Source organism: Arthrobacter sp. JSM 101049 (assembly GCF_041679245.1).
Classification (GTDB): Bacteria; Actinomycetota; Actinomycetes; order Actinomycetales; family Micrococcaceae; genus Arthrobacter_H.
The window spans coordinates 279698-302937 of sequence record NZ_JBGFFC010000001.1 but is presented as its reverse complement, the minus strand read 5'-3'; the positions used below and the strand labels follow the sequence as shown (position 1 = coordinate 302937).

The window sequence follows — 23240 nt, the reverse complement described above, 5'->3', positions numbered from 1 at the left end:
AAGGATCGCCTGTGCCGGGAATGGTGGACAAGAACTTGCCAGAGTTTTCCCAGAAAGTTGATTTCGGGTGTTCAGATCTTGCGCAACAGCATGCGGCGGATCGAGTGATCACTGTCCTTCGTCAGTACCAGCTGCGCCCGGCCCCGGGTCGGCAGGACGTTCTCACGTAGGTTGGGCTCGTTGATGCGCTGCCAGATTTCGAGTGCCGTTTCCCGGGCTTCCGAGTCGGTCAGGCTCGCATACCGGTGAAAATATGAGGCCGGGTCGGCGAAGGCGCCGCTGCGCAGCTTCATGAAACGGTTGACGTACCAGTTCTCGATGGCCGGAGTGCGGGCGTCGACATAGACAGAGAAGTCGAAGAAGTCGCTCAGGGCCAGGCCCGCAGTCCCATCCGAGCGGACCTGCGCGGGGGCGAGGACATTCAGGCCCTCGACAATCAGCACATCGGGTCGGTGCACCACGACTTCCTTGCCGGGGACGATGTCGTAGGTCAGATGTGAGTACCAGGGCGCACGGACCTCTTCGGCCCCGGACTTGACCGTGGAGACGAAGCGCAGCAGGGCCCGGCGGTCGTAGGATTCGGGGAACCCCTTCCGGTGCATGAGCCCCCTGCGCTCCAAAACCTCGTTCGGGTGCAGGAACCCGTCGGTCGTGACGAGCTCGACGTTCGGGGTGTCGGGCCAACGGCGCAACATCTCCTGGAGGACGCGTGCGGTCGTTGACTTGCCGACCGCAACGGAGCCGGCGACGCCGATGACGAACGGGGTACGGCGCGTACTCTCACCGAGGAAGGTGTTCGTGGCCTGGTGCAGCTGGCCCGCTGCCTGGACGTAGAGATTCAACAGGCGCGACAGGGGCAGGTAGACATCGCGTATCTCGGTAAGGTCGAGCTTTTCGCCCAGACCACTGAGCCGGATCAGATCGCCTTCATCGAGCGGTTGGGTGATCTCGTTGGACAACCGCGCCCATGTCTGACGGTCCAACTCCACATAGGGGGAGACTCCGGCGTCATTGTCTCTGGGTGAGCTCACCCCTGAATTGTGCCAACTGGGGCGTGCTATCCCCAAACCCGGCGTTACGGGCCATCGTCGGTGATCTCGGGCACCGGCGCCCCGGCGGTGACGATTGGGGCTGCGGGAGCACGGTATTCTTGGACGCATGTGTGGAATCGTTGGCTACGTAGGCCGCCCAGGAAAGACGACCGGTGACCACGGCGCCCTCGACGTGGTGCTCGAGGGATTGCGGCGGTTGGAATACCGTGGCTACGACTCTGCGGGAATTGCAGTACTCGGTGCTTCCGGCATTGAATCCCGCAAGAAGGCCGGCAAACTCGCCAACCTCGTCGACGAGCTCGAATCCAACCCGCTGCCCGCCTCGCTGACGGGTATCGGCCACACGCGGTGGGCCACCCACGGCGGGCCGTCCGATGTGAATGCGCACCCGCACCTGGCCGACGGCGGCAAGCTCGCCATGATCCACAACGGCATCATCGAGAACTTCGCCGACGTGCGTGCCGAACTGCAGGCCGCTGGCCACACCTTCGTGTCGGAGACCGACACCGAAGTCGCCGCCGTCCTCCTGGGCGACATCTATGCCCACGCCGGTGGCCGCGATCTGGCGGCGTCGATGCAGTTGGCATGCCAGCGTCTGGAAGGCGCGTTTACGCTTTTGGCGGTCCACGAAGACCAGCCGGGCGTCGTCGTCGCCGCGCGGCGCAACTCGCCGCTGGTCGTCGGACTCGGTGACGGGGAGAACTTCCTGGGGTCGGACGTCTCGGGCTTCATCGACTTCACGCGCCGTGCCGTGGAGCTGGGGCAGGATCAGATCGTGACGATCACCCCGGACGACCACACGATCACCGACTTCTACGGCAACCCCGCGCAGGGCACGGAATTCCACGTCGACTGGGACGCCGCTGCCGCCGAGAAGGGCGGCTTTGATTCCTTCATGGAGAAGGAGATCTTCGACCAGCCGACAGCAGTGGCCGACACCCTGTTGGGCCGCTACGACTCCGAGGGCCGCATGACCCTTGATGAGTTGCGCATCGACGCGTCGAAGTTGGCCAGCATCACCAAGATCATCGTGCTTGCCTGCGGCACGTCGGCCTATGCCGGATCGGTGGCCAAGTACGCGATCGAGCACTGGTGCCGCATTCCCGTCGAGGTGGAGCTGAGCCACGAGTTCCGCTACCGGGACCCGATCGTCGACGAGCACACGCTGATCGTGTCGATCTCGCAGTCCGGGGAAACCATGGACACGTTGATGGCCGTCCGGTACGCCAGGGAGCAGGGGGCGAAGACGCTGTCCATCTGCAACACCAATGGATCGACGATCCCGCGCGAATCCGACGCCGTGCTCTACACGCACGCCGGGCCGGAAATCGCCGTGGCCTCCACCAAGGCGTTCCTCGCCCAGATCACCGCCACCTACGTGCTGGGGCTCTATCTGGCCCAGTTGCGCGGGAACCTGTTTACCGGGCAGATCAAGGACATCCTGGCCGACCTGCAGGATATTCCGGCAAAGATCCAGGAAGTCCTGGACCGTGCCGAGGTCATCAAGGAGCTGGCCCGGTCGATGTCCGACGCCAGCTCGGTGCTCTTCCTGGGCCGCCATGTCGGTTACCCGGTTGCCATGGAGGGTGCCCTCAAGCTCAAGGAGATCGCCTACATCCACGCCGAGGGCTTCGCCGCCGGCGAGCTGAAGCACGGCCCGATCGCGCTGATCGACGACGGGCAGCCCGTCTTCGTCGTCGTGCCCTCCCCGCGCGGACGCCACTCGCTGCACTCCAAGGTCGTCTCGAACATCCAGGAAGTCCGGGCCCGCGGCGCCAAGACCCTGGTCATCGCCGAGGCGGGGGACGAAGCGGTTCGCGACTACGCCGAATTCGTCTTCCACGTGCCGGAGACGCCGACCCTGTTGATGCCGCTGCTCGCGACGGTTCCGTTGCAGCTCTTTGCGTGCGAACTGGCCAGCGCCAAGGGCTTCGACGTCGACCAGCCGCGGAACCTGGCCAAGTCAGTCACCGTCGAGTAGGCACGCAGTGCCTCAAAAGCCCCGGGCCACCTCGGTGCCGGGGCTTTTGCATGGGCGTCAGAGGGCGCGCTCGGCCAAGCCGCGGACGTAGGCCGCCTGACCGGCATGCTGGGTGGTGTCATTCAAGACGCTCACCAGACGCGACAACGACGTGACGGCCGGCTCCCACCGCCGGTCCACGATCCTGTCGAAATCCGGCTCCGACAGGTTGGCGATGACCGCCCGCGTGGCCTCGTGCACGGCCGCATGGTAGCCGGCCAGCAACTCGCCATCGAGGGTGGAAAAGGCGGCAACATCGGCTGCCTCATGGCCAAATCCGGTGTCGTGGCGTTCGTAGGGCAACGCGAACCGGCCCGCCCACCCGCCGTCGTCCCATTGCTGCCCGGAGGGAACGCAGTGCTCGCCGCGTTCCGCCGGTTCCGCGCGGTGGGCGAGGACTGCGGCCAGGTCCGCCAGGTGGTCGTCCTGGACCCGGGTCAGGTGCCACACGAGCCAGGCGACCGAATTGGATTGGTTGTCGGGACGATACGACAGCAGGCGTGCGTCGGAGTCACCGGTCACGCTGGCAACCGTCTCGGCCACGCGGGAGAACCCGTCGTCGAGCAGTTTCTGGGCGGTGGTGGCGGCCATGGGGGCTCCTTCCGGGTGGGGGGAATCGAGGCTACCCCGCTCCCGCCGGCGACCCAACCCCTGGCGTGACCGCCGCCGGGACCGCCGCCGGGACCGCCTCCGGCCGCCAGCGGTTCGCGGCAGCGCCCGCGACGGCCGATGGCCGGGGGCAACAACAGATAAGCTGGTGCAATGATTGTCGGCATTGGTGTTGATGTAGTGCAGGTATCCCGGTTCAGAGCCCAACTTGAACGCACCCCGGCGCTTCGCGAGCGCTTGTTCGTCCCCGCCGAACGCGCGCTGAATGACCGTTCGCTGGCGGCCCGGTTCGCCGCCAAGGAAGCCGTCGCCAAGGCCCTCGGCGCGCCCGTGGGCATGAATTGGCAACACTGCCAGATCGTCGTCGACGCCGCCGGCGACCCGCAGGTGGCCATCGACGGCACCGTTGCCAGCGCCGCGGACGCCAAAGACGTACGCTACTGGCACCTGTCCCTCAGCCACGACGGCGACCTGGCCACGGCCATGGTCGTGGCGGAGCGCTAGGGCATGATCAACGTCTACACCGGGACACAAATCCGTGCAGCCGAAGCCGGCCTGATCGAGGAAGGGCAGGGCCCCGGGCTCATGCGCACCGCCGCCCACGGGTTGGCACACCATGCGATGCTGCTGCTGCGCGCCCGATACGGGTCAGTGTACGGCGCCCGGGTGGCCGGATTGATCGGCACGGGAAACAACGGAGGCGACGGCCTCTTCGCGCTGGCGAGACTGGCCGGACGGGGCGTGGCGTGCACCGCCATCCTGGTCGGGGACCGGGCCCATCCCGAGGCACTGGAGGCCTTCCGCCGCGCCGGAGGCCGGGTGGTCTCCGGTACCGTACCCGGCTCCGGTGCCCGGGGCAGGACCCGGCGCTTCCGCGCCGCAACGGATGTGCTGCGCGACGTCGATCTGGTCATCGACGCGATCCTGGGCACCGGTGCCCGGGGTCGGGTGGCCAGGCCGGACGTGCCCGCGCACCTGCCCGTCATGGCCTGCGACCTGCCCTCCGGGGTGGACGCCGACACGGGGGCGGCGCCGGAAGGCACCTTGGCTGCCGATGTCACCGTGACGTTCGGGGCGCTGAAGACGGGCTTGTGCGTTGGCGCCGGACGCTTGCATGCCGGCCGCGTCGAGGTCGTGGACATCGGCCTGGACGCGGTGCTCGGCCACCCCGACCTGCGGATCGTCGGAACATCCGACGTGGAGACCGTCACGCCGCAGCCGACAGGCAGCGAGCACAAGTACTCGCGGGGCGTGCTCGGGCTCATCGCGGGCTCGGACCGGTACCCGGGCGCCGCAGTGCTGGCAGCCACGGCCGCGGTCAACACGGCGGTGGGCATGCTGCGCACGCTCGCTCCTGAACGTCCCGCCCAGCTGATCGCGTCCGCCGTCCCCGAAGCCGTCGCGACCGAGGGAGCCGATGCCCGGGTCGATGCCTGGGCGATGGGGCCGGGGATCGGCGAGGATGCCGTCCAAAAGGCGGCCGTCGAACAGGTGCTGGCATCGGGCCAGCCTGCCGTGGTGGACGCCAGCGCACTGCGTGTCCTGCAACCGGCACAAGGCCACGCCCAGCTCGTCTTGACACCGCATGCCGGCGAACTCGAGGACCTGTTGGGCCGGCTCGGAGTCCGCGTCACCGCCGAGGACATCGCGGCGGACCCCGTGCGGTGGGCGCGATGGGCTGCGGTCGGCTATTCCTCCGTCGTCCTCTTGAAGGGCCACTCGACGATCTGCGTCGCCCCGGATGGATACACCGTGGTCAGCCTCAATGGGCCGGCCGCCTTGGCCACCGCAGGCAGCGGAGACGTGCTCACCGGCATGCTGGGGGCCATGCTCGCCACGTCCGACGCCGCGGGCCGGGGGACCCGCGCGCTCGTGGAACTGGCGGCAGCCGCCGCGTACCGGCACGGCGACGCCGCCCGGCTCGCGGGCCGCAAGGGCGGTTTCGGTGCCGGGCGCCTGGCCCAGCTCGCGGGTCGGGACGGCCTGTAGGGCCTCAGCCGGCGGGATCGAACTTCCGGCCCAGGGCGGCGACGGTCCAGCCGGCGTCCTCCCACTGCGCGTGGTCCAGGACATTGCGCCCATCGACCAGGCGGCGACCACGAACCCAGGGAGCCAGGTCCTGGGGGGTGAGGGCCTTGAACTCCTGCCATTCCGTCAACAGGAGCACCAGGTCGGCATCGCCGGCCGCCTCGGCCACGGAGTCGACGTACCCGAGGCGGGGGAACCGCCGTCGTGCATTGTCATTGCCTTCCGGATCGTAGACGGTCACCTCGGCGCCGTCGTTGTAGAGGCGGCCGGCCACGTCCAGGGCGGGGGAGTCGCGGACGTCGTCGCTGTCGGGCTTGAACGCCACCCCGAGCACGGCGATGCGCCGCCCGGCCACCGAGTTCTCGAGCATCTGGTGTGCCAGGGAAACGACGCGGTCGCGGCGACGCAGGTTGATGTCATCGACGTTGTGCAGGAAATCCATCGTGTGGTTGAGCCCGAGTTCGCTGACCCGGGTCTGCAGGGCGCGGATGTCCTTGGGCAGGCATCCGCCACCGAAGCCGACGCCCGCGTTGAGGAACTTGCGCCCGATGCGCGAGTCGAAGCCCAGGGCATCGGCGAGCGTGCGGATGTCGCCGCCCACCGTCTCGGTCACCTCGGAGAAGGCGTTGATGAAGGAGATCTTGGTGGCCAGGAAGGCGTTCGCGGCGACCTTCACCAGCTCGGCGGTTTCGAAATCGGTCACGATCAGGGGGGTGTCCTGGCCCAGCGCCCGCGCATAGACCTCGCGCAGCCTGGCCTCCGCGCTCCCGCCGTCGACGCCGAACACCAGCCGGTCCGGGGTCAGCGTGTCCTTCACGGCGAAGCCCTCGCGCAGGAACTCCGGGTTCCAGGCCAGCTCCACCGACACCCCATCCCGGGACTCGGCGGCGATGACCCCCGCGAGCCGCCGGGCAGTGCCGACAGGCACGGTCGACTTGCCGACGATCAGGGCGTCGCGGGTGATGTGCTGGGCCAGCGAGCGGACCGCGGCGTCGACGTAGCGCAGGTCCGCTCCCCGGTCGGCGGCCCGTTCCGGGGTTCCGACGCCGATGAAGTGGACGTCGGCCCAGCCTCCGACCTCCGAGTAGTCGGTGGTGAAACGCAGGCGTCCGGAGTCTACGTGCTTGACCAGGAGCTCGGGCAGGCCGGGTTCGTGGAACGGCAGCTCCCCCCGGGACAGGCGGTCGATCTTCTGCTGGTCCACGTCGACTCCGATGACCTCGAAGCCGAGTTCGGCCATGCAGGCCGCATGGGTCGCCCCGAGGTACCCGGTGCCGATCACTGAAATCCTGGGTGTCATGGAAAACCTCACTGGTTCTGTGCCGGGGCCGGGGGACTCCGACCATGTTAGCGACCTCCGGCAGGTGGCGGGTGACGCACCCGGAAACGGGAACGAGCGCGGAGGAAAACACCTCCCGGCCGGCTAGGTGCGTCAGGCCCGGCCGGACGGGTCGGTGGTACGGGCGTCGAGGTAGGCCCGGAGGGCTTCGTGCTGGTCCTGGGGGGTGAAGCCGGTGGCGTGGATCCGGGTCAGGTCCAGCACGGAGTTCAGGGGGCGGGGTGCTGCCTGCTTGCCGGCGAAGTATTCGGCGGTGCTGGTGCCGGTGACGTCGCGGCGGTCGCGGCCGGCGGCGGCGAAGGCCTCGGCGGCGATGTCGGCCCAGCTGGCGGGTTCCCCGCCGTTGGTCAGGTTGTAGGTCCCGTAGGCGGCGCCGGAGGCGAGGAGGTGGGCGATGCCCTCGGCGAGGGTGTCGGTGAAGGACAGGCGGCCGTACTGGTCGTCGACGACCGATGGGCTGATCCCGCGGGCGGCGAGATCGAGCATGGTGGCCACGAAGTTGTTGCCCTCGCCGATGACCCAGCTGGTGCGGATGAGGTAATGGCGCGGGACGGTGGTCGCGGCGAGGTCGCCGGCGGCCTTGGACTGGCCGTAGACCCCCAGCGGAGACAGGGCGGCGTCCTCGGGGTAGGGGACCGGGGAGGTCCCGTCGAAGACGTAGTCGCTGGAGACGTGCACCAGGGTGAGGTTGTGCTCCGTGCAGACCCGGGCCAGGGCGGCGACACCGGTGGCGTTGGCGGCCCAGGCCGCGGTGCGGCCGGCAGGGGTTTCGGCCTCGTCGACGCGGGTGTAGGCCCCGGCATTGATGATGGTGGCATAGCCGGAGAAGTCACGTGCCGCCAGGGCGGTGGTGTCGGTGAGATCCAGGTCGGTGCGGGTGGCATAGTCGACGTCCTCGCGTGCGGCGAAGGCGCGGCGTAGGGCGGTGCCGAGCTGGCCGCCGGCGCCCAGGACAAGGGTGCGCAGCGGGGCCACGGGGTCGACGTCGGCCAGGCGCGGGTGGGCACGGTCCTTGGCGGAGAGTTCGGCTTGCTCCAGGGGGATGGGCCAGTCGATGGCGGCGGTCTCGTCGGCGAGGTTCACGAACGCGTACTGGCCGGTGGCCTCGGCGGACCAGTGGTCGTTGACCAGGTAGGTGTAGGCGGTGTCCGCTTGAAGGGTCTGGAAGGCGTTGCCGACCCCGCGGGGGACGAACACGGCGGTGTCAGGGCCGAGCTCGGTGGTGAACACGGCGCCGAAGGAGTCCCCGGCGCGCAGGTCGACCCAGGCGCCGAAGATCCGTCCTGTGGCCACGGAGACGTACTTGTCCCAGGGTTCGGCGTGGATGCCGCGAGTGGTGCCGGCGGTCGCGTTGAAGGAGATGTTGTTCTGCACGGGCCCGAAGTCCGGCAGGCCCAGAGCGGTCATCTTCGCGCGTTGCCAGTTTTCCTTGAACCAGCCGCGGTTGTCCCCGTGCACCGGCAGGGTGATCACGAGCATCCCGGGGATGTCCGGCACCGGCGTCGCGGCCAGGGGAGCGGGTCCGGTGGGTGCTTCGTTGCCGCCCATGCTCAGTGTCCCGCCTGCTGGTACTTCGCCTCGGTCGCTGCCTTTTGCGGCCGCCACCAGTGCTCGTTGTCCCGGTACCAGCCAACGGTGTCGGCCAGGCCGGCGGTGAAGTCCGCGCGGGCCGGGGTCCAGCCGAGTTCGGTGCGCAGCTTGGTGGAGTCGATGGCGTAGCGCAGGTCGTGGCCGGCGCGGTCGGTGACGTGGTCGAACGCATCGGGCTGCTGGCCGAAGATGCCCAGCAGGGCCTTGACGACGTCGAGGTTGTTGCGTTCGCCGTCGGCCCCGATGAGGTAGGTCTCCCCGATCCGGCCGTGGTTCAGGATCGTCCAGACGGCGCTGGAGTGGTCGTCGGCGTGGATCCAGTCGCGCACGTTGGCCCCGCGGCCGTAGAGGCGCGGGCGGATCCCGTCGATCAGGTTGGTGATCTGGCGGGGGATGAACTTCTCCACGTGCTGGTAGGGCCCGTAGTTGTTCGAGCAGTTGCTGATCGTCGCGGCGACCCCGAACGAGCGGACCCAGGCCCGCACGAGCAGGTCGGAGCCGGCCTTGGTCGAGGAGTACGGGCTGGAGGGGTTGTAGGGGGTGGACTCGGTGAAACGCTGCGGGTCCTCGAGCTCCAGGTCGCCATAGACCTCGTCGGTGGAGATGTGGTGGTACCGGGTGCCGTGCCGGCGGACGGCTTCGAGCAGGGTGTAGGTGCCGGTGATGTTGGTGTCCAGGAAGGGGCGCGGGTCGTGCAGGGAGTTGTCGTTGTGTGACTCGGCCGCGTAATGCACGACGGCGTCGGCCTCGCCGACGAGGGAATCCACCAGGGACGCGTCGCAGATGTCGCCTTCGACCAGGCGGAAGCGATCCGGGTCCAGGCCCTCCAGCGACGCCCGGTTTCCCGCGTAGGTCAGCTTGTCCAGCACCGTGACCCGGGCCTGGGTGTGCTCCAGGAGGTAGTGCACGAAGTTGGATCCGATGAATCCGGCACCGCCGGTGACCACAAGGTTCTCCATGCCGATCAGATTACCCGGTCGTGACGGCGTCGTGGCCCTACCCTTTCACGGGCACGGCAACGTAACCTTGGCCCCATGAGGGGAATCATACTTGCCGGTGGTACGGGGTCGCGGCTGCACCCGATCACCCAGGGCATCAGCAAGCAGCTCGTCCCGGTCTACGACAAGCCGATGATCTACTATCCGCTGGCCACGCTGATGCTCGCCGGCATCCGCGAGATCCTGCTGATCACCACCCCGCACGACGCCGACCAGTTCCAACGGCTGCTCGGCGACGGGTCGCAGTGGGGCCTGGCGCTGAGCTATGCGGTGCAGGACTCCCCGGATGGGCTCGCCCAGGCGTTCCTGATTGGCGAGGAGCACATCGGCGACGGCAAGGTCGCCCTGGTCCTGGGCGACAACATCTTCTACGGCTCGGGCCTGGGCACGCAGCTGCAAAAACTCAACGACCTCGATGGCGCCGCCGTGTTCGGCTACCACGTGGCGGACCCGCAGGCCTACGGCGTCGTGGAATTCGACGGCGACGGCAACGCGGTCTCGTTGGAGGAGAAGCCCGAGAACCCGCGCAGCAACTACGCCGTGCCAGGCCTGTACTTCTACGACAACAAGGTCATCGACATCGCCCGCTCGCTGAAGCCCTCCGCACGGGGGGAGCTGGAGATCACCGATGTGAACCGGCGCTACCTCCAACTGGGCGAATTGAAGGTCTCGGTCCTGCCCCGCGGCACCGCCTGGCTGGATACGGGTACCTTCGAGTCGCTCAACGACGCCTCCAACTACATCCGCACCATCGATGCCCGGCAGGGCCTGAAGCTCAGCGCACCGGAGGAGATCGCCTGGCGGCAGGGGTTCATCACCGATTCCCAACTCGATGCGCTGGCCCGCCCGCTGGTCAAGAGCGGCTACGGCCAGTACCTGCTCAACCTCGTGGAGGCCGCAGCCCAGCGCGTGGGCAGCTAGTGCGAGAATGAAAGCGTGACTTCGCAAACAGAACCCCGGTTGGAGAGCGGCGTCCCCGAAGACGCGGGGCATGGATTCGGGCCGGGGCCCCTTTTCGAACGCCGCGCCGAGATCGACCTTTCGGCCATCCGGGACAACGTCAAGCGGGTAATCGAACTCGCCGCCCCGGCGACGGTCATGGCCGTGCTCAAGGCCGACGCCTACGGGCATGGCGTCCTGCCCGTGGCCGCCGCGGCGCTGCAGGCCGGCGCCGGCTGGCTGGGTTTCGCGCATATCAGCGAGGCCCTGGTGGTCCGCGATGCGGGTATCACCGCGCCCACGCTGGCCTGGCTGCACACCACCGACGCGCCGTTTGCCGAGGCGATCGCCCGGAACATCGACCTGGGCGTCTCCGGTTGGGAACTGGACCGGATCGCGGCAGCGGCCAAGCAGGCCGAGCAACCGGCCCGCGTGCACTTGAAGATCGACACGGGACTGGGGCGCAACGGTTGTCCGCCGGCACAGTGGGAGCGCCTGCTCCGGGCGGCGGCGGCCTACCAGGACGAGGGCCTGCTGCGGGTCGTCGGCGTTTTCACGCACTTGGCTGTGGCCGATGAACCGGACCGCGCGGAAACGGACAGCCAACTCACGCTCTTCCGCGAGGCAGTGGACCTGGCGGAAGGGGCCGGGTTCGACCTCGAAGTACGCCACGCGGCCAACACACCGGCCATCCTGTCCCGCCCTGATGCGCATTTCGACATGGTGCGGCTGGGACTGGGGATGTACGGCCTGAGTCCGTTCTCCGACCAGACGTCCCAGGACCTGGGTCTGCGGCCGGCCATGCGGCTGGTGGCACGGATCGCCAACGTCAAGAACGTTCCGGCCGGGCAAGGAGTCTCCTACGGGCTGACCTACCGGACCGCCGAACCCACTTCGCTCGCGCTCATCCCGATGGGCTACGGGGACGGGGTGCCCCGTTCGGCGGTGGGTGGCCCCGTGCTGATCGACGGGCGGACGCTTCCCAGCCGCGGCCGGATCGCCATGGACCAGTTCGTCGTGGACCTGGGGCCCCAGGAGGATCCCGCCGCCCTGGTGGGCCGGGAAGCCGTCCTCTTTGGCGGTGAAGGCCCCTCGGCCGACGAATGGGCGGCGGCCGCTCACACCATCAACTACGAGATCGTCACGCGGGTCTCGCCCCGCGTTCCCCGCCTCTATGTGGAGGGCACCTGGGGGCCGAAGGATGTCTGACACCAGCACCACTCCGGTCTGGACCGCTGAGCTGAGCACCCCCGACGCCCAGGCGACCCGTGCACTCGCGGCACGGATCGGTGCCGGGCTCAGGTCCGGCGACCTCGTGTTGCTCAACGGCGAGCTGGGAGCAGGGAAGACGACGTTCACGCAGGGGCTCGGTGTCGGGCTCGGGGTCCGGGAAGGGATCATCTCGCCCACCTTCGTCCTCTCGCGCATCCACCCCTCGCTGTCCGGGGGCCCGGATCTTGTCCACGTGGATGCCTACCGGCTGGCAGACGCCGGCGAGCTCGAGGACCTGGACCTCGAACAGGACCTGGACACCTCGGTCACCGTCGTCGAATGGGGCACGGGCAAGGCCGAACAACTCAGCGCCTCGCGGCTGGAGATCACCCTCGTCCGGGACACGGGATCGACGATGGCCGAGCAGGGTGGTGAACCCGTGCTGGACTTCTCCGAAACGGACGTCGACGAACCCCGCTCGATTGCGATTGCAGCCTTCGGCACCCGGTGGAAGGACCAGCGGCCCTTCTGAATCCGTTCCGCTCATGGGGAGTTCTCCCCATCGCGGGAACGCGACCGCACGCCTAGGCTGGACCGGACGAAAGGCGGCCTGGCAGTGCGATCGGTTCACGTGGAATTGCCCGCGGGCTGGCGGCAGTTGGAAGCGGCCGGCATCAGCTACGTGGCGTGCCATACCGGCCATGCCCGTCCCGCCGCCGCCACCGGGAACGAGGACGCCTCCTGGCTGGCCGGGGACGCCCTGCCGGTGACTGTGAACGGACTGGACATCCTGATGCGCCGCCCCGGTGGCCAGGCGCTGGACCGGCCGCGCGGCGCGGCAGGAGCCGGTAGCCTCGTCGCGCTCGAATACCGGAACCGGGACATCCTGGGGGCTGCCAACGGGCTCTACGTGATCGACATCGGAAGCGCCGGCATCGGGGGATACCGGGCCCAGCGCATGGACCTGACACATCGTGGCGATGGAGTGGCGCTGTTCACCCGGCGTTGGGTCCTGTCCGCCGGAGCGCGTACCTTGGAAATCGCGGCGACGTGCCCCCTGGACTTGTTCGGCCGCTACATCCAGGATTTCAACGAGCTGGAGGACAGGATCCACATCACCCCATGAATGACCGATCAACTGGCGTGGCAGGTTCCCCCGACGCGCCCTGGCCCGGCGGCCCCCTGATCCGTCCGGCCATCTGGCCGCTGCTGCTGGACGCGTGGCAGCGCAAACGCCTGCGCCGCTCGACGATCCGCCGGCGCCGCGCCGTGGTCGCGGAGCTGGCGTCCCAGGGATGGGTGGATGCTGCAGGCCGCCTGACCGATCAAAGCATTGACCTGCTTGCCCCGGCAGCCAACCCGACGGCAACGTGGCGGGCGACGGGCCGCCACGAGGGGATGGGGTCGGAAGTCGTGGCCACTTGCGGCGACCGGCAGTGCACCGTCAGCCTTGGCCCCGATGCCGCCACCCTGCGCGGCGCCTCCGGCGGCCACTCGCCGGTCCCCGGTGCCGAATTGCCGGTCGCCATCCGCAGGGTGGACAACAGCGAGATGCCCACCCTGTTGTGTGCCTGGGCCGGGGCCCGCCCCGACCCGCCGCAGGTCGTCTCCGCGGTCGAGCTGCCCGAGCCCGTCTTCACGGCCCGGGCCCACGGCGCGGCGGGAGCCGCTCCCCATGAGTTCGAATCGGCACCAGCGCTGTGGAACGACGATTGGTTCGTCTGGGAGGTGTTCACCCGTTCCGGCAGCCACCACGGGTTCATCAGCACCGTGGACCACGGAAATTTCGCCTTCGGGCACGTCACCACCCGCGGGACGCCGGCCATTCGGCTGGTGCCCATCGGCAGTGGGGAGATCTGGCGCATCCTCGAAGCCGCCAACCATCCCGCCTGAGGGCCCTGGCTGACACCGGGCTGCGGCACGCATACGATGGAGCAGTGCTTATTCTGGCCATCGACACCTCCGCCACTGCTTCCGCCGCGCTGCTGAAAAACCGCACCCCCGGCGGCGCGGCCCAGGTTCTGGCGTCCTTCCACACCGACGAGACCAACACGCACTCCGAGGTCCTCGCCCCGGGCATCCAGGGCCTGCTCGCCGAATCCGGCATCCAGGGTGCCGACATCGACGCCATCGTGGTGGGCGTGGGCCCCGCGCCGTTCACCGGGCTGCGGGTGGGTGTCGCCACGGCGCGTTCCCTCGGGTTCGCCTGGGGGACCCCCGTCCTCGGGGCCATGAGCCTGAATGCCGTGGCACACGACGTCCTGGTCGACACGTCACCTGGTGGAGACCACGACATTGACTTCACCGTGGCGATTGATGCCCGCCGCCGGGAGATCTACTGGGCGCGTTATGACAGGGACGGCGAGCTGGTCGACGGGCCGCACGTCGGAGCGGCAGAGGCCGTTCCCCCGGGCCCGGTCTACGGAGCCGGGGCCGGCCTCTATGCCGAGCGCCTGGCTGCGGCGGGGGCCCAGGTGGCCGAACGGTTCGCCGGACGCCAGCCATCGGCGGCCTCGCTGGGGGCCTGGGCCCTCCAGGAGCTGGGCCGCGGCAGGGAACTGCTTCCCACCACGCCGCTGTACCTGCGCGAATCCGATGCCAAGGTGCCCGCACAGATGAAGGGTGCATCGCCGTCGTGATCTACCGCGACATGACAGAGGCGGACATTGCGCCGGTGTGGGACCTCGAGCGCCGGCTGTTCCCGGAGGACGCCTGGCCCCTGGCGATGTTCCACGATGAATTGGCCCAGGCGTCCACGCGGAGGTATTGGGTCGCCGCGGATGCCGACCGGATCGTGGCGTACTGCGGGATGATGTGCGTGCTGCCGCTGGCCGACGTGCAGACCATTGCCGTTGCGCCGGAATACGAGGGCCGCGGCATCGGGTCCACGTTGTTGCGCCAGCTGATCGACGAGGCCCGGGACCGCGGTGCGAAGGACGTCCTGCTGGAAGTGCGGGCCGACAATCCGCGCGCGCAGGCCCTGTATTCCCGTTTTGGGTTCGAGCACATCCACACGCGGCGCGGATACTATCCCGGCGGCGTGGACGCGCTGATCATGCGGCTCGAGCTCCCCGCCACCTGACCCGCAGTTCGGCCGGCCACGGTCCACGGGCTACCCGGTGGAGGAGCATAAGCCTGCTCAAGGTTGGCTCAAGATCGGCCCATGATGTCCAGCGCAAGGCTTGCGGGAAGCCTTCGGCAATCCGCCCGCTGATCTTGATGCCACTGGACGATGCTTATCCCAACACCCGGTGGAAAAGACCGCCGGCAGGATGACATAAGGGGATACAGCATGAACAAGATGACCAAGGGCGCACTGGCCACCGGAATCGGTGTCGCACTGCTGATCGGCGGCGGCGGAACGCTCGCCGTCTGGAACTCACAGGCAGAAGCCAACGCCGGCACGATCATCGCCGGCAACATGGACCTGCAAGCCGGACAGGCCCTGTGGACGAACGTGGCCGGCGACGACGTGACCGCTCAGGTGCAGGCCGGCCAGTACCTGATTGTTCCCGGGGACTCCCTCACGTTCACCCAGCCGGTCGACGTCACGCTGTCCGGTGACCTGATGAAGGCCGAGCTCGCCCTGACCGGCGAAACCACGAGCACCTTCACGCCGGAGAACGTCGACGTCGCACCCATCGTCATCAAGGACCTGGACAAGAACCCGGTGGCGGGGCAGGTGCTGACCGCCGACGGCGACTATGTGGCCTCCACGACCTTCACCTTCAAGGACACCGCGGGCGTCCAGGACATGAACGCAACCTACGACTTCAGCCAGGTCGGCTACCTGCTCGAGCAGGTCGCACCGGTGGCCGCTGAGACGCCTGCGCCGTAGCCAGCCCGTGGCGCCCTAGGGAACCGCAGCACTACCCACTCCGGAGGGACCCAACCCATGAGAACGACGTCGGTGCTCAAGACCGCCGCCCTGGTGGCCGCCGCCGTCGTTCTCGGGTTGGGGACAGTCCAAGGCAGCCTCGCGATCTGGAATACGGAAGCAGAATCGGGTGCCGGCACCGTAAAGGCTGCGGATTTCAAGGTCAGGCTGACCACCGGTCCGACGACGAATCAACGATTGAACGGCGGGTCGACGATCGTGACGCTGCCGGCGATCACCGGACTGGCCCCGGGGAAGACCCAAACCCTCAGCGTCCCGGTCACCAACGACACCAATGCCGGCAGCGGGAACTTCCGCGTCCTGGTCGCCACGACACAGCCGCAATTGAACAACCTGCCGGCGGGCCTGACCGCGACGGCGGGGATGCTGGCCTCGGGACAGTGCGAAACGTCTACCTGGCAGCGGTCGGTGGAACTGGCCCAGCAGGGCACGGCAACGTTATGCGTCACCGTACGAATGCCGGACGGCACGCCGGCCACCTCGGGCGGGCTGACGGGAAGCATCAGCGTCGAACTGACCGCAACACAAGTACAACCCTGAACTACCACGTGCGCTCCGATGCCCATCGGCACGGCCGACTCCGAGTGAAGGACCCCATGGCACAGCACCTCGCTTCGACCACCACGACGCCAGCCACCGCCTTCCGCCTGGTCGGAACCACCCTGAGCTTCCTCGCCCTGGTGCTCGCGGTGCTGGCCGCGCTGGTGCTGATCATCGTGCCCCTGGCGACCGGGTCGCAGACGTACTCGGTGTTGACCAACTCCATGCGCCCGCACTACGCCCCGGGAACACTCCTGGTGTCCCGCCCCACCGCTTTCCAGGACCTCCGGATCGGTGACGTGGTCACCTACCAGATCGAGTCCGGCCAGGCCGCGGTCATCACCCACCGGATCGTCTCCTCCACAGCGGACCAGGAGGGCAACACGCTGCTGATCACCCAGGGGGACAACAACGCGGTGGCAGACGAAAACCCGGTCCGCGAGGTCCAAGTGCGTGGAAAACTCTTCTATGCCGTGCCGTACGTCGGCTTCCTGGCCAATTGGCTGGGAAACCAGGACCGGGGCGTGACCGCCCAGATCGCGGCAGCCGCACTGATCGGCTACGGGGCGTGGAGCGTTGCTTCCGGGATCCGGCAACGCCGCAGGAACGACCCCGGGAAAGTTCCGGCGGCTCCGGCCAGGCGGACGTGCCCTCCTGAAATGGCTTCGCGATGAGCTCGATGCGCATCACGGGGAACTCCACCGGTCCGTTCCGTGCAGGGCACTACCGCCTGGCCGCCGTCGTTTATGCCGTGGTGGTCATCCTCGGCCTGGCCGGTAGCGGGGCGCAGGCACTGTGGAACCAGAGCGGCACTGCGGTGGCGAGTGTCAGCACCGGAACCTGGCCGCCGCAGCAGGTGGCCACGGTGACTTGTTCAAGCCACGTCCTCCTGGTCGCAACGACCGCCGAGCTCGAGATCGACTTCGCCTTCCCCCTCGACGCCGACGCCGTCAAGGTCACGGTGACCGATGGGAACGGAACCGTACACACGCAGTCGGTTCCCCGGGGCGCCACGGACGAAGGCGTTGCCAGGTTTGTGGTGGAGAACGGGCTGTTCCAATGGAACAACGTGAAGGTCCCGGTCACTGTGGCCTCGTCCTACAAGGGAACTGAAGGCCAGCCGGTGGACCGGACGGTGACCTGGTCATTGCTCGATTCACTCAGTCTCGACTACGACGCCGTGTGCTAGCAGAGGGTCATTGAACGGAGCGCTATACACTGGCCGGACGGGAACAACACAGTCTGGGGAGATCGGGTGCGTGAACGCCGAGTCGCCGTCGTCGTCGACGACGACGAGGATGTCCGGGGGCTTCTGGCAGCGGTCCTCGTCCAATCCGGATTCGACGTACACGAGGCCGGCAGCGGCAGCGCGGGCGTACAGCTGGTGGGCGAAACCGACCCCGATGTGGTCACCCTCGACCTCGGCTTGCCGGATATCGACGGCTTTGAGGCGGCCCGGAGAATCCGCTGCACCTCCGATGCGCACATCGTCATGGTCACGGCCAGAACGGATGAAATCAACACGGTCCTCGGGTTGGAATCCGGCGCGGACGCCTACCTGACCAAGCCCTTCAGGCCGCGGGAACTGCGGGCCCGCGTGGATGCGATCATGCGCCGCCGCGCCGATCGCCAGCCATCCACTGCGTCGGCGCCGGCGGACCGAAACCTCCGCGGGGCCGTCGTGGAGAATGAGGCGCCGCGAACGGTAAGCGCACCTGTCGCAGCGGGCGGAGGCGGTCGGGGACGGCTGGAGCTGAACGGGCTGGTGCTCGATGGCGCCGAGGTCCAGTTGACGCCCACTGAGTTCTTCCTCCTGCAGTCGATCCTTGCCGGAAAGAGGACGGTGCGCACCAAGTCCTCGCTCGCCCGCCGGCTGCGCCACGAGGACGCCGACGCCGGAACGGTCGTCTCCAGCGCCGACGAACGCAGCATCGCCGTGCATGTGGGCAACCTGCGGCGCAAGCTCGGTGACAACCCGAAGGCACCACGCTGGATCGAAACTGTCCGCGGCGTCGGCTACCGGTCTGCACCGGCAAGGTAGCCTGGCCCGCGGCACTAAACTGGCAGCATGACGTCCCCTGCACCATTGGTCCTCGGCATCGAATCCTCCTGCGACGAAACCGGCATCGGGATCGTGCGCGGAACCGACCTGCTGGCCAACGCGGTGTCCTCCTCCATGGACGAACACGTCCGGTTCGGCGGGGTGATCCCCGAGATCGCCTCGCGCGCCCACGTGGAGGCCTTCGTCCCCACGCTCGAGGCGGCACTGGACACCGCCGGCGTGTCGCTGGAGGACGTCGACGCGCTCGCCGTCACCTCGGGTCCCGGGTTGTCCGGGGCCCTGATGGTCGGGGTCGCGGCCGCCAAGGCCCTGGCCCTCGCGACGGGTAAACCGCTCTACGCCATCAACCACCTCGTGGCCCACGTCGGCGTCGGGGTGCTCGACGGCGGGACGTTGCCTTCCAGCCTGGGCGCACTGCTGGTCTCGGGCGGCCACACGGAGATCCTGCGGGTGAACTCCCTGACATCCGACATCGAACTGCTCGGGTCCACGATCGACGACGCCGCCGGCGAGGCCTACGACAAGGTGGCCAGGCTGCTGGGGCTGGGCTATCCGGGCGGCCCCGTCATTGACAAGCTGGCACGCGAGGGCGACCCGAAGGCGATCCGGTTCCCGCGTGGCCTGACGCTGCCGAAGTTCCTGGGTACTGCGGACGCACCGGGCAAGCACCGGTACGACTTCTCCTTCTCCGGGCTGAAGACCGCCGTGGCCCGTTGCGTCGAGCAATACCAGGCCCGCGGCGAGGAGATCCCGGTCGCCGACATCGCCGCATCCTTCCAGGAAGCCGTCGTGGACGTGGTGACCAAGAAGGCCGTCATGGCCTGCACCGAGCACGGAATGGAAAACCTGCTGCTCGGCGGGGGGGGTGGCGGCGAATTCCCGGCTGCGCGAACTCCTGGCGGCCCGCTGCTCGTCGGCCGGCATCACACTGCGGATCCCCCCGATCGGCCTGTGCACCGACAACGGCGCCATGGTCGCGGCCCTGGCGGCGCAACTGGTGGCCGGCGGTGTGGAGCCGACGGGCATCGCCTTCTCCACCGACTCGGGGCAGCCCGTCTCGCAGGTCAGCCTTTAGCCCACCACCTGCCCGCGGCACCGCGCGGCATCAGCAGCCCACGTGGCGCCGGCGTCGTGATCTCAGGCGATATGCATCCGGGCGATGTTGTCCAGCACGACGGCGCGCAGGTCCCCGGCATTGGCCGCGGCGATCTTGCGCTGCCATTGGTAGCCGGCCCCGCCGCGGATGATGCGTTCGACGTCGGCCAGCTCATCGCTGCAGCCGAGCTTGCGGGCGATGGGTTCGAGCCGGTTCAGCTCGCGCATCAGGTGGTCGGTGACCAGCATCTCGTCCCCTGCGGAGTTGAGGATGATGATTGCGTCCATGCCGTAGCGGGCCGCGCGCCACTTGTTCTCCGTGCGATGCCACGGCGGCATGACCTCGATGGTCCCGCCGTTGTCCAACGTGGTGGACATGTCATCCACCAGGCACTGGGTCAGGGCGGCGATCGCGCCAACGTCCTGCAACGAGGAGAGCCCGTCGGCGATGCGCATCTCCACCGTGCCGAAACGGGGCACCGGACGGACATCCCAGCGGATCTCCGAGATGTCGTCGATCACCCCGGTGTGCAGCATGTCCCCGACGTAGCCCTCGAACCCGGCCCAGTCGTCGAAGTGGTACGGCAACCCGGCAGTGGGCAGCTGCTGGAACATCAGCGCGCGGTGCGAGGCGTAGCCGGTGTCCTCCCCGCCCCAAAACGGACTGGACGCGGAAATCGCCTGGAAATGAGGCTGGTAGTTGACCAGGCCATCAACGATGGGTAGGGCCTTGTCGCGGCGGTCCACGCCGACGTGGACGTGCACGCCGTAGATCACCATCTGCTGGCCCCACCACTGGGTGCGGTCGATGAGCTTGGCGTAGCGCTCCTTGTCGGTGACCGGCTGGAGCTTCGGGGTGGCGAACGGGTGCGACCCCGCGCAATAGAGGTCGATCCCCATCGGGTCGGTGATGCCGCGGATGACGCCCAGGTTCTCATGCAACTGGGCCTTTGCCTGGCGCACGGTGTCGCAGACGCCGGTAACGACCTCGACCGTGTTGAGCAGCAGTTCCTGCTTGACGTGGGGATGTTCGTCCTCGGGGCCGAGCCCGCCGTGTGCGGCGTGGACGCCCTCGAGCACCTGTTGCGCCACCGAGCGCAGGTCGCCGCTGGCGTGGTCCACGAGGGCGACTTCCCATTCAACGCCGAGGGTGGACTGCCGGGAGTCGGCGAAATCGATCTGCATCCGCGTTCCTGACGTCGATGGCTAAAGTACCGGCTCAGTCTATCCGGGCGGTGTGGGGTTCCGGGTGCGCTGGGTCTGGGGCCGGCCGGTAGGCGAGGCGGCGGTTGTGGATAGTCCCTGCAGGAATTTCCCATGGGCGGGACCATGGAACGATGAAGACCCGTCGCCCCCTCCCTCCGGTCGCCCAGCGGACCGTTTTCCTGGTGGCCGATGCCGTCGCTGCGGGAGCAAGTCGGGAGCAGCTGCGCCGCGACGACTTGTGGTCTCCGACGAGTGGCGTTCTGCAGTACCGGGACCGGCCGGTGGACCCCTTGGATGTTTACCGTGCGTATTCCCGTCTGTCCCCGGCTGCGTGTCTCAGCCACACGACTGCAGCACATGCCTGGGGGATATGGCTGGGCAGGCGATTTCCGCCGTCGTACCCGGTCCACTTGAACCGCTGCGACGGCGGAAGGAATTCGCGCAGGCGCAACATTATGGGGCATCGCGCCCTTCTGGATGAGCAGGACGTCTGCGAGGTGGATGGGGTCCGGCTGACGACGCCTGCACGGACATGGGGCGATTTGGCGGGGATGGGCCTGACGATGCAGGAGCTCGTGACAGCGGGCGATTCGCTTCTGCAACGTTCCGATGGGCCGCCCCGGCCGTCTGGCGTTCTGGGCCACAATCCGCTGGCAACGCTGGACGACCTGCGCGAGATGCTCGATCGACGTCGCGATGTCCCGGGGATCCCGGCGGTACGCAGGGCCTTGGTGAAGGTACGGCCAGGCGTGGACTCGGCCCCGGAAAGCATCCTGCGCCAACTGATCGTGGCTGCGGGATATCCCGAGCCCCTGGTCAACCTCCCGGTCCGGCTTCCCGATGGACGATTGATCGTGCCAGACCTTCAGTTTCGCGAGTACAGGATCGCGATTCAATACGAGGGCAAACACCACAATAGTGTCGACCAAATCGGCAAGGACATCGGCCGCGATTTTGCCTTCATCTCGATCGGCTGGATCACCGTGAAGGCGGACCGGGCAATACTGCAAGCGAGCGGCCGGGAGCGGTTCCTGGCGCGGTTGGCCCATGCGTTCGCCACGAGGGGCGTTCCCGTGCCGAGGGCCGTCTGAGGCATCCCGCAGGAGTCCAGGGTGGCGAATATTGCGGTCATGAGTCGCTGGCTAACGTTCTGTGCAGCCTGGGTGGCGGTCCTTGTTCGCGTCGGGGACAGCAGTAACAAAAATCGTCACCCAGAAGATGATCGATGGATTCTGCCGCGCTGGGGCAACATGTATCGCCACCCAGACGCCGCCGACCCGGACGGTGGTCATCGAAACACCAGGAAACGGCACTAAGAACCGAGGTCGAGGCCTTTCGGCTGCCGGCAGGCGCCGCCCCTAGGCAGTGTCGACAGAGACCGCACTCGGACCGTTACCTCAGGCCGGTTCGACCTCGATGGCGACCCGGCGTTCGCCGATCCGCGTGAGCACCAGGGTCGCCCGGCGCTTGGCCTTTTTGCCGGACCCGGCCAGCAGCACCTTGCGCAGTTCCTCGGGGGAGACGTCGAGTCCGCGCTTCTTGATGTCCAGCACGCCGATGCCCGAGGACTTCGCCCACATCCGCAGCGCCTTGGTGTTGTAGGGGTGCACGCGCACGACCCTGTAGGCCCGGGCGAAGGGCGTCTGGACCAGCTCAGGTGCACAAAAGTAGGCGATATGCGGGTCCAACAGGTGGCCGCCGACGGCTGCCAGGGCCTCGGCCACCAGACCGGCCCGGATCACCGCGCCGTCGGGTTCGTAGAGGTAGCCCTCCATGTCGCCGACGGGGACGTCACCCCGGATGGCGGCTCCGGCATCGAAGTCGTCGGAGGCGGTGAGTTCGTGCGAACCGCTGCCAGAGAGCACCAGTGCGGCCCTGCGGATGCCCGGGCGGGCGAGGGTGCCGAACCAGAGCGCTGCCTCGGTGACGTCCCCGTTGACCGAGACCCACTGGGCCTCGCAGTTCGCGGGAACGGATTCGTGCGGGATGCCCGGGCCGAGCTTCACGCCGACGGGCAGGCCCCGGTCGGCCAGGGATTCCACGTAGGACAGGGGCGGGCTGAACGACTCCGGGTCGAACAGACGCGAGGTCCCGGACGTGGAGGTGGTGCGCCGGGCCGGGTCGAGCCAGACGGCGTCGAAGCCCTCCAAGTCGAATCCCGTGGCGTCGGCATTGACCACCCGGGCGTTGGGCCAGGGCATGAGGTTCACTGTGGCCGCTGCAGCGGTCGTCTCGTCGAGTTCGACGGCGGTGACGTCCAGTTCCAGTGCGACCATGGCCATGGCATCCGCGCCCAGCCCGCAGCCCAGGTCGGCGACCGTGGAAAGGCCCGCGTTCACGAACCGGCGGGCGTGCAGGGCCGCGACGTTCAGACGGGTGGCTTGTTCCAGTCCGGCACGGGTGAAGATCATATGCGAGGCGAACGGGCCGAGCTTGAGGGCTCCCTGGGCGCGGAGCCGGGCCTGGTGCACGACGGCGGTGACCAACTCGGCATCATGCCCTTCCTTGCGCAGGCGCAGGTTGAGCTCCAGGGCGGCCCGGTCGGTCGCGGCGGCGTCGGCAGCCAGGGAATTAAGCAGGCCGAACCCCTCGGGGGTGAGGACGGCGGCAAGGTTTTCCGTGGCGGGCGCAGGGGAAGGCATGCCTTCAAGC

General features: G+C 68.2%; 23 protein-coding genes and 1 pseudogene. 17 read left to right on the top strand and 7 right to left on the bottom strand.

Going from position 1 to position 23240, the window contains the following annotated elements; translation table 11 throughout:
• Positions 1-71 precede the first annotated feature (71 nt).
• Positions 72-1031, bottom strand: coding sequence for a type I pantothenate kinase (gene coaA, locus AB8M85_RS01315; protein WP_372696972.1), 960 nt, complete (start codon positions 1029-1031; stop codon positions 72-74).
• Positions 1032-1158: 127 nt separating this feature from the next.
• On the opposite strand from coaA, the gene glmS reads away from it, so the two are divergent.
• Entirely contained in the window at positions 1159-3033 is a 1875-nt protein-coding gene (glmS, locus tag AB8M85_RS01310) for a glutamine--fructose-6-phosphate transaminase (isomerizing) (protein WP_372696971.1), read from the top strand.
• Positions 3034-3090: 57 nt separating this feature from the next.
• Here glmS and AB8M85_RS01305 read toward each other — a convergent pair whose 3' ends face one another.
• Positions 3091-3663 (bottom strand): DUF664 domain-containing protein, encoded by a 573-nt coding sequence (locus tag AB8M85_RS01305; protein ID WP_372696970.1) that lies wholly within the window; start codon positions 3661-3663, stop codon positions 3091-3093.
• A gap of 171 nt (positions 3664-3834) precedes the next feature.
• On the opposite strand from AB8M85_RS01305, the gene AB8M85_RS01300 reads away from it, so the two are divergent.
• Complete coding sequence (locus AB8M85_RS01300; protein WP_372696969.1) at positions 3835-4185, top strand: holo-ACP synthase; 351 nt, start codon at positions 3835-3837, stop codon at positions 4183-4185.
• Positions 4186-4188: 3 nt separating this feature from the next.
• Entirely contained in the window at positions 4189-5670 is a 1482-nt protein-coding gene (locus AB8M85_RS01295; protein WP_372696968.1) for an NAD(P)H-hydrate dehydratase, read from the top strand.
• Between the two features lie 4 nt (positions 5671-5674).
• On the opposite strand, the gene AB8M85_RS01290 is transcribed toward AB8M85_RS01295, so the two are convergent.
• The 3 genes from AB8M85_RS01290 to rfbB form a co-directional block, all read right to left on the bottom strand.
• Positions 5675-7009: a UDP-glucose/GDP-mannose dehydrogenase family protein gene (locus tag AB8M85_RS01290; RefSeq protein ID WP_372696967.1), complete on the bottom strand. Its 1335-nt coding sequence runs from the start codon at positions 7007-7009 to the stop codon at positions 5675-5677.
• 132 nt (positions 7010-7141) lie between these two features.
• On the bottom strand, positions 7142-8596 hold the full coding sequence (locus AB8M85_RS01285) for a sugar nucleotide-binding protein (RefSeq protein ID WP_372696966.1): 1455 nt from the start codon (positions 8594-8596) through the stop codon (positions 7142-7144).
• Between the two features lie 2 nt (positions 8597-8598).
• Positions 8599-9597, bottom strand: a complete 999-nt coding sequence (gene rfbB / locus AB8M85_RS01280) for a dTDP-glucose 4,6-dehydratase (RefSeq protein ID WP_372696965.1) — start codon at positions 9595-9597, stop codon at positions 8599-8601.
• A 75-nt stretch (positions 9598-9672) separates the two neighbouring features.
• Between rfbB and rfbA the strand changes: the two genes are divergently transcribed.
• From rfbA to tsaD, 13 genes and pseudogenes are all read left to right on the top strand, one after another.
• The gene (gene rfbA / locus AB8M85_RS01275) at positions 9673-10557 is read left to right on the top strand and encodes a glucose-1-phosphate thymidylyltransferase RfbA (RefSeq protein ID WP_372696964.1); all 885 of its coding nucleotides are present in this window, start codon (positions 9673-9675) and stop codon (positions 10555-10557) included.
• A gap of 39 nt (positions 10558-10596) precedes the next feature.
• A complete protein-coding gene (alr, locus tag AB8M85_RS01270) occupies positions 10597-11784 on the top strand; it encodes an alanine racemase (protein ID WP_372697687.1) in 1188 nt (395 codons plus the stop codon).
• Entirely contained in the window at positions 11777-12319 is a 543-nt protein-coding gene (gene tsaE / locus AB8M85_RS01265; protein ID WP_372696963.1) for a tRNA (adenosine(37)-N6)-threonylcarbamoyltransferase complex ATPase subunit type 1 TsaE, read from the top strand. Before alr ends, tsaE begins: the two co-directional genes overlap by 8 nt.
• A gap of 99 nt (positions 12320-12418) precedes the next feature.
• Complete coding sequence (locus tag AB8M85_RS01260; RefSeq protein ID WP_372696962.1) at positions 12419-12913, top strand: hypothetical protein; 495 nt, start codon at positions 12419-12421, stop codon at positions 12911-12913.
• The gene (locus AB8M85_RS01255; protein ID WP_372696961.1) at positions 12910-13680 is read left to right on the top strand and encodes a hypothetical protein; all 771 of its coding nucleotides are present in this window, start codon (positions 12910-12912) and stop codon (positions 13678-13680) included. The genes AB8M85_RS01260 and AB8M85_RS01255 overlap by 4 nt, the downstream gene beginning before the upstream one ends.
• Before the next feature lie 44 nt (positions 13681-13724).
• The gene (tsaB, locus tag AB8M85_RS01250) at positions 13725-14426 is read left to right on the top strand and encodes a tRNA (adenosine(37)-N6)-threonylcarbamoyltransferase complex dimerization subunit type 1 TsaB (RefSeq protein ID WP_372696960.1); all 702 of its coding nucleotides are present in this window, start codon (positions 13725-13727) and stop codon (positions 14424-14426) included.
• A gap of 11 nt (positions 14427-14437) precedes the next feature.
• Positions 14438-14869, top strand: coding sequence for a ribosomal protein S18-alanine N-acetyltransferase (rimI, locus tag AB8M85_RS01245; RefSeq protein ID WP_372697686.1), 432 nt, complete (start codon positions 14438-14440; stop codon positions 14867-14869).
• 210 nt (positions 14870-15079) lie between these two features.
• Positions 15080-15625, top strand: coding sequence for an alternate-type signal peptide domain-containing protein (locus AB8M85_RS01240; protein ID WP_372696959.1), 546 nt, complete (start codon positions 15080-15082; stop codon positions 15623-15625).
• A gap of 72 nt (positions 15626-15697) precedes the next feature.
• Positions 15698-16225, top strand: a complete 528-nt coding sequence (locus AB8M85_RS01235; protein ID WP_372696958.1) for a hypothetical protein — start codon at positions 15698-15700, stop codon at positions 16223-16225.
• 56 nt (positions 16226-16281) lie between these two features.
• Positions 16282-16899, top strand: a complete 618-nt coding sequence (locus AB8M85_RS01230) for a signal peptidase I (RefSeq protein WP_372696957.1) — start codon at positions 16282-16284, stop codon at positions 16897-16899.
• Positions 16896-17414 (top strand): hypothetical protein, encoded by a 519-nt coding sequence (locus AB8M85_RS01225; RefSeq protein WP_372696956.1) that lies wholly within the window; start codon positions 16896-16898, stop codon positions 17412-17414. Before AB8M85_RS01230 ends, AB8M85_RS01225 begins: the two co-directional genes overlap by 4 nt.
• A gap of 66 nt (positions 17415-17480) precedes the next feature.
• A complete protein-coding gene (locus AB8M85_RS01220) occupies positions 17481-18266 on the top strand; it encodes a response regulator transcription factor (RefSeq protein WP_372696955.1) in 786 nt (261 codons plus the stop codon).
• A gap of 27 nt (positions 18267-18293) precedes the next feature.
• Positions 18294-19362: pseudogene (gene tsaD / locus AB8M85_RS01215) on the top strand (tRNA (adenosine(37)-N6)-threonylcarbamoyltransferase complex transferase subunit TsaD).
• A gap of 62 nt (positions 19363-19424) precedes the next feature.
• On the opposite strand, the gene AB8M85_RS01210 reads toward tsaD, so the two are convergent.
• The gene (locus AB8M85_RS01210) at positions 19425-20567 is read right to left on the bottom strand and encodes a glutamate--cysteine ligase (RefSeq protein WP_372696954.1); all 1143 of its coding nucleotides are present in this window, start codon (positions 20565-20567) and stop codon (positions 19425-19427) included.
• A gap of 476 nt (positions 20568-21043) precedes the next feature.
• Here AB8M85_RS01210 and AB8M85_RS01205 point away from each other — a divergent pair, with 476 nt between their 5' ends.
• Positions 21044-21679, top strand: coding sequence for a hypothetical protein (locus tag AB8M85_RS01205; protein ID WP_372696952.1), 636 nt, complete (start codon positions 21044-21046; stop codon positions 21677-21679).
• Positions 21680-21985: 306 nt separating this feature from the next.
• On the opposite strand, the gene AB8M85_RS01200 is transcribed toward AB8M85_RS01205, so the two are convergent.
• Complete coding sequence (locus tag AB8M85_RS01200; RefSeq protein ID WP_372696951.1) at positions 21986-23230, bottom strand: SAM-dependent methyltransferase; 1245 nt, start codon at positions 23228-23230, stop codon at positions 21986-21988.
• Positions 23231-23240 lie beyond the last annotated feature (10 nt).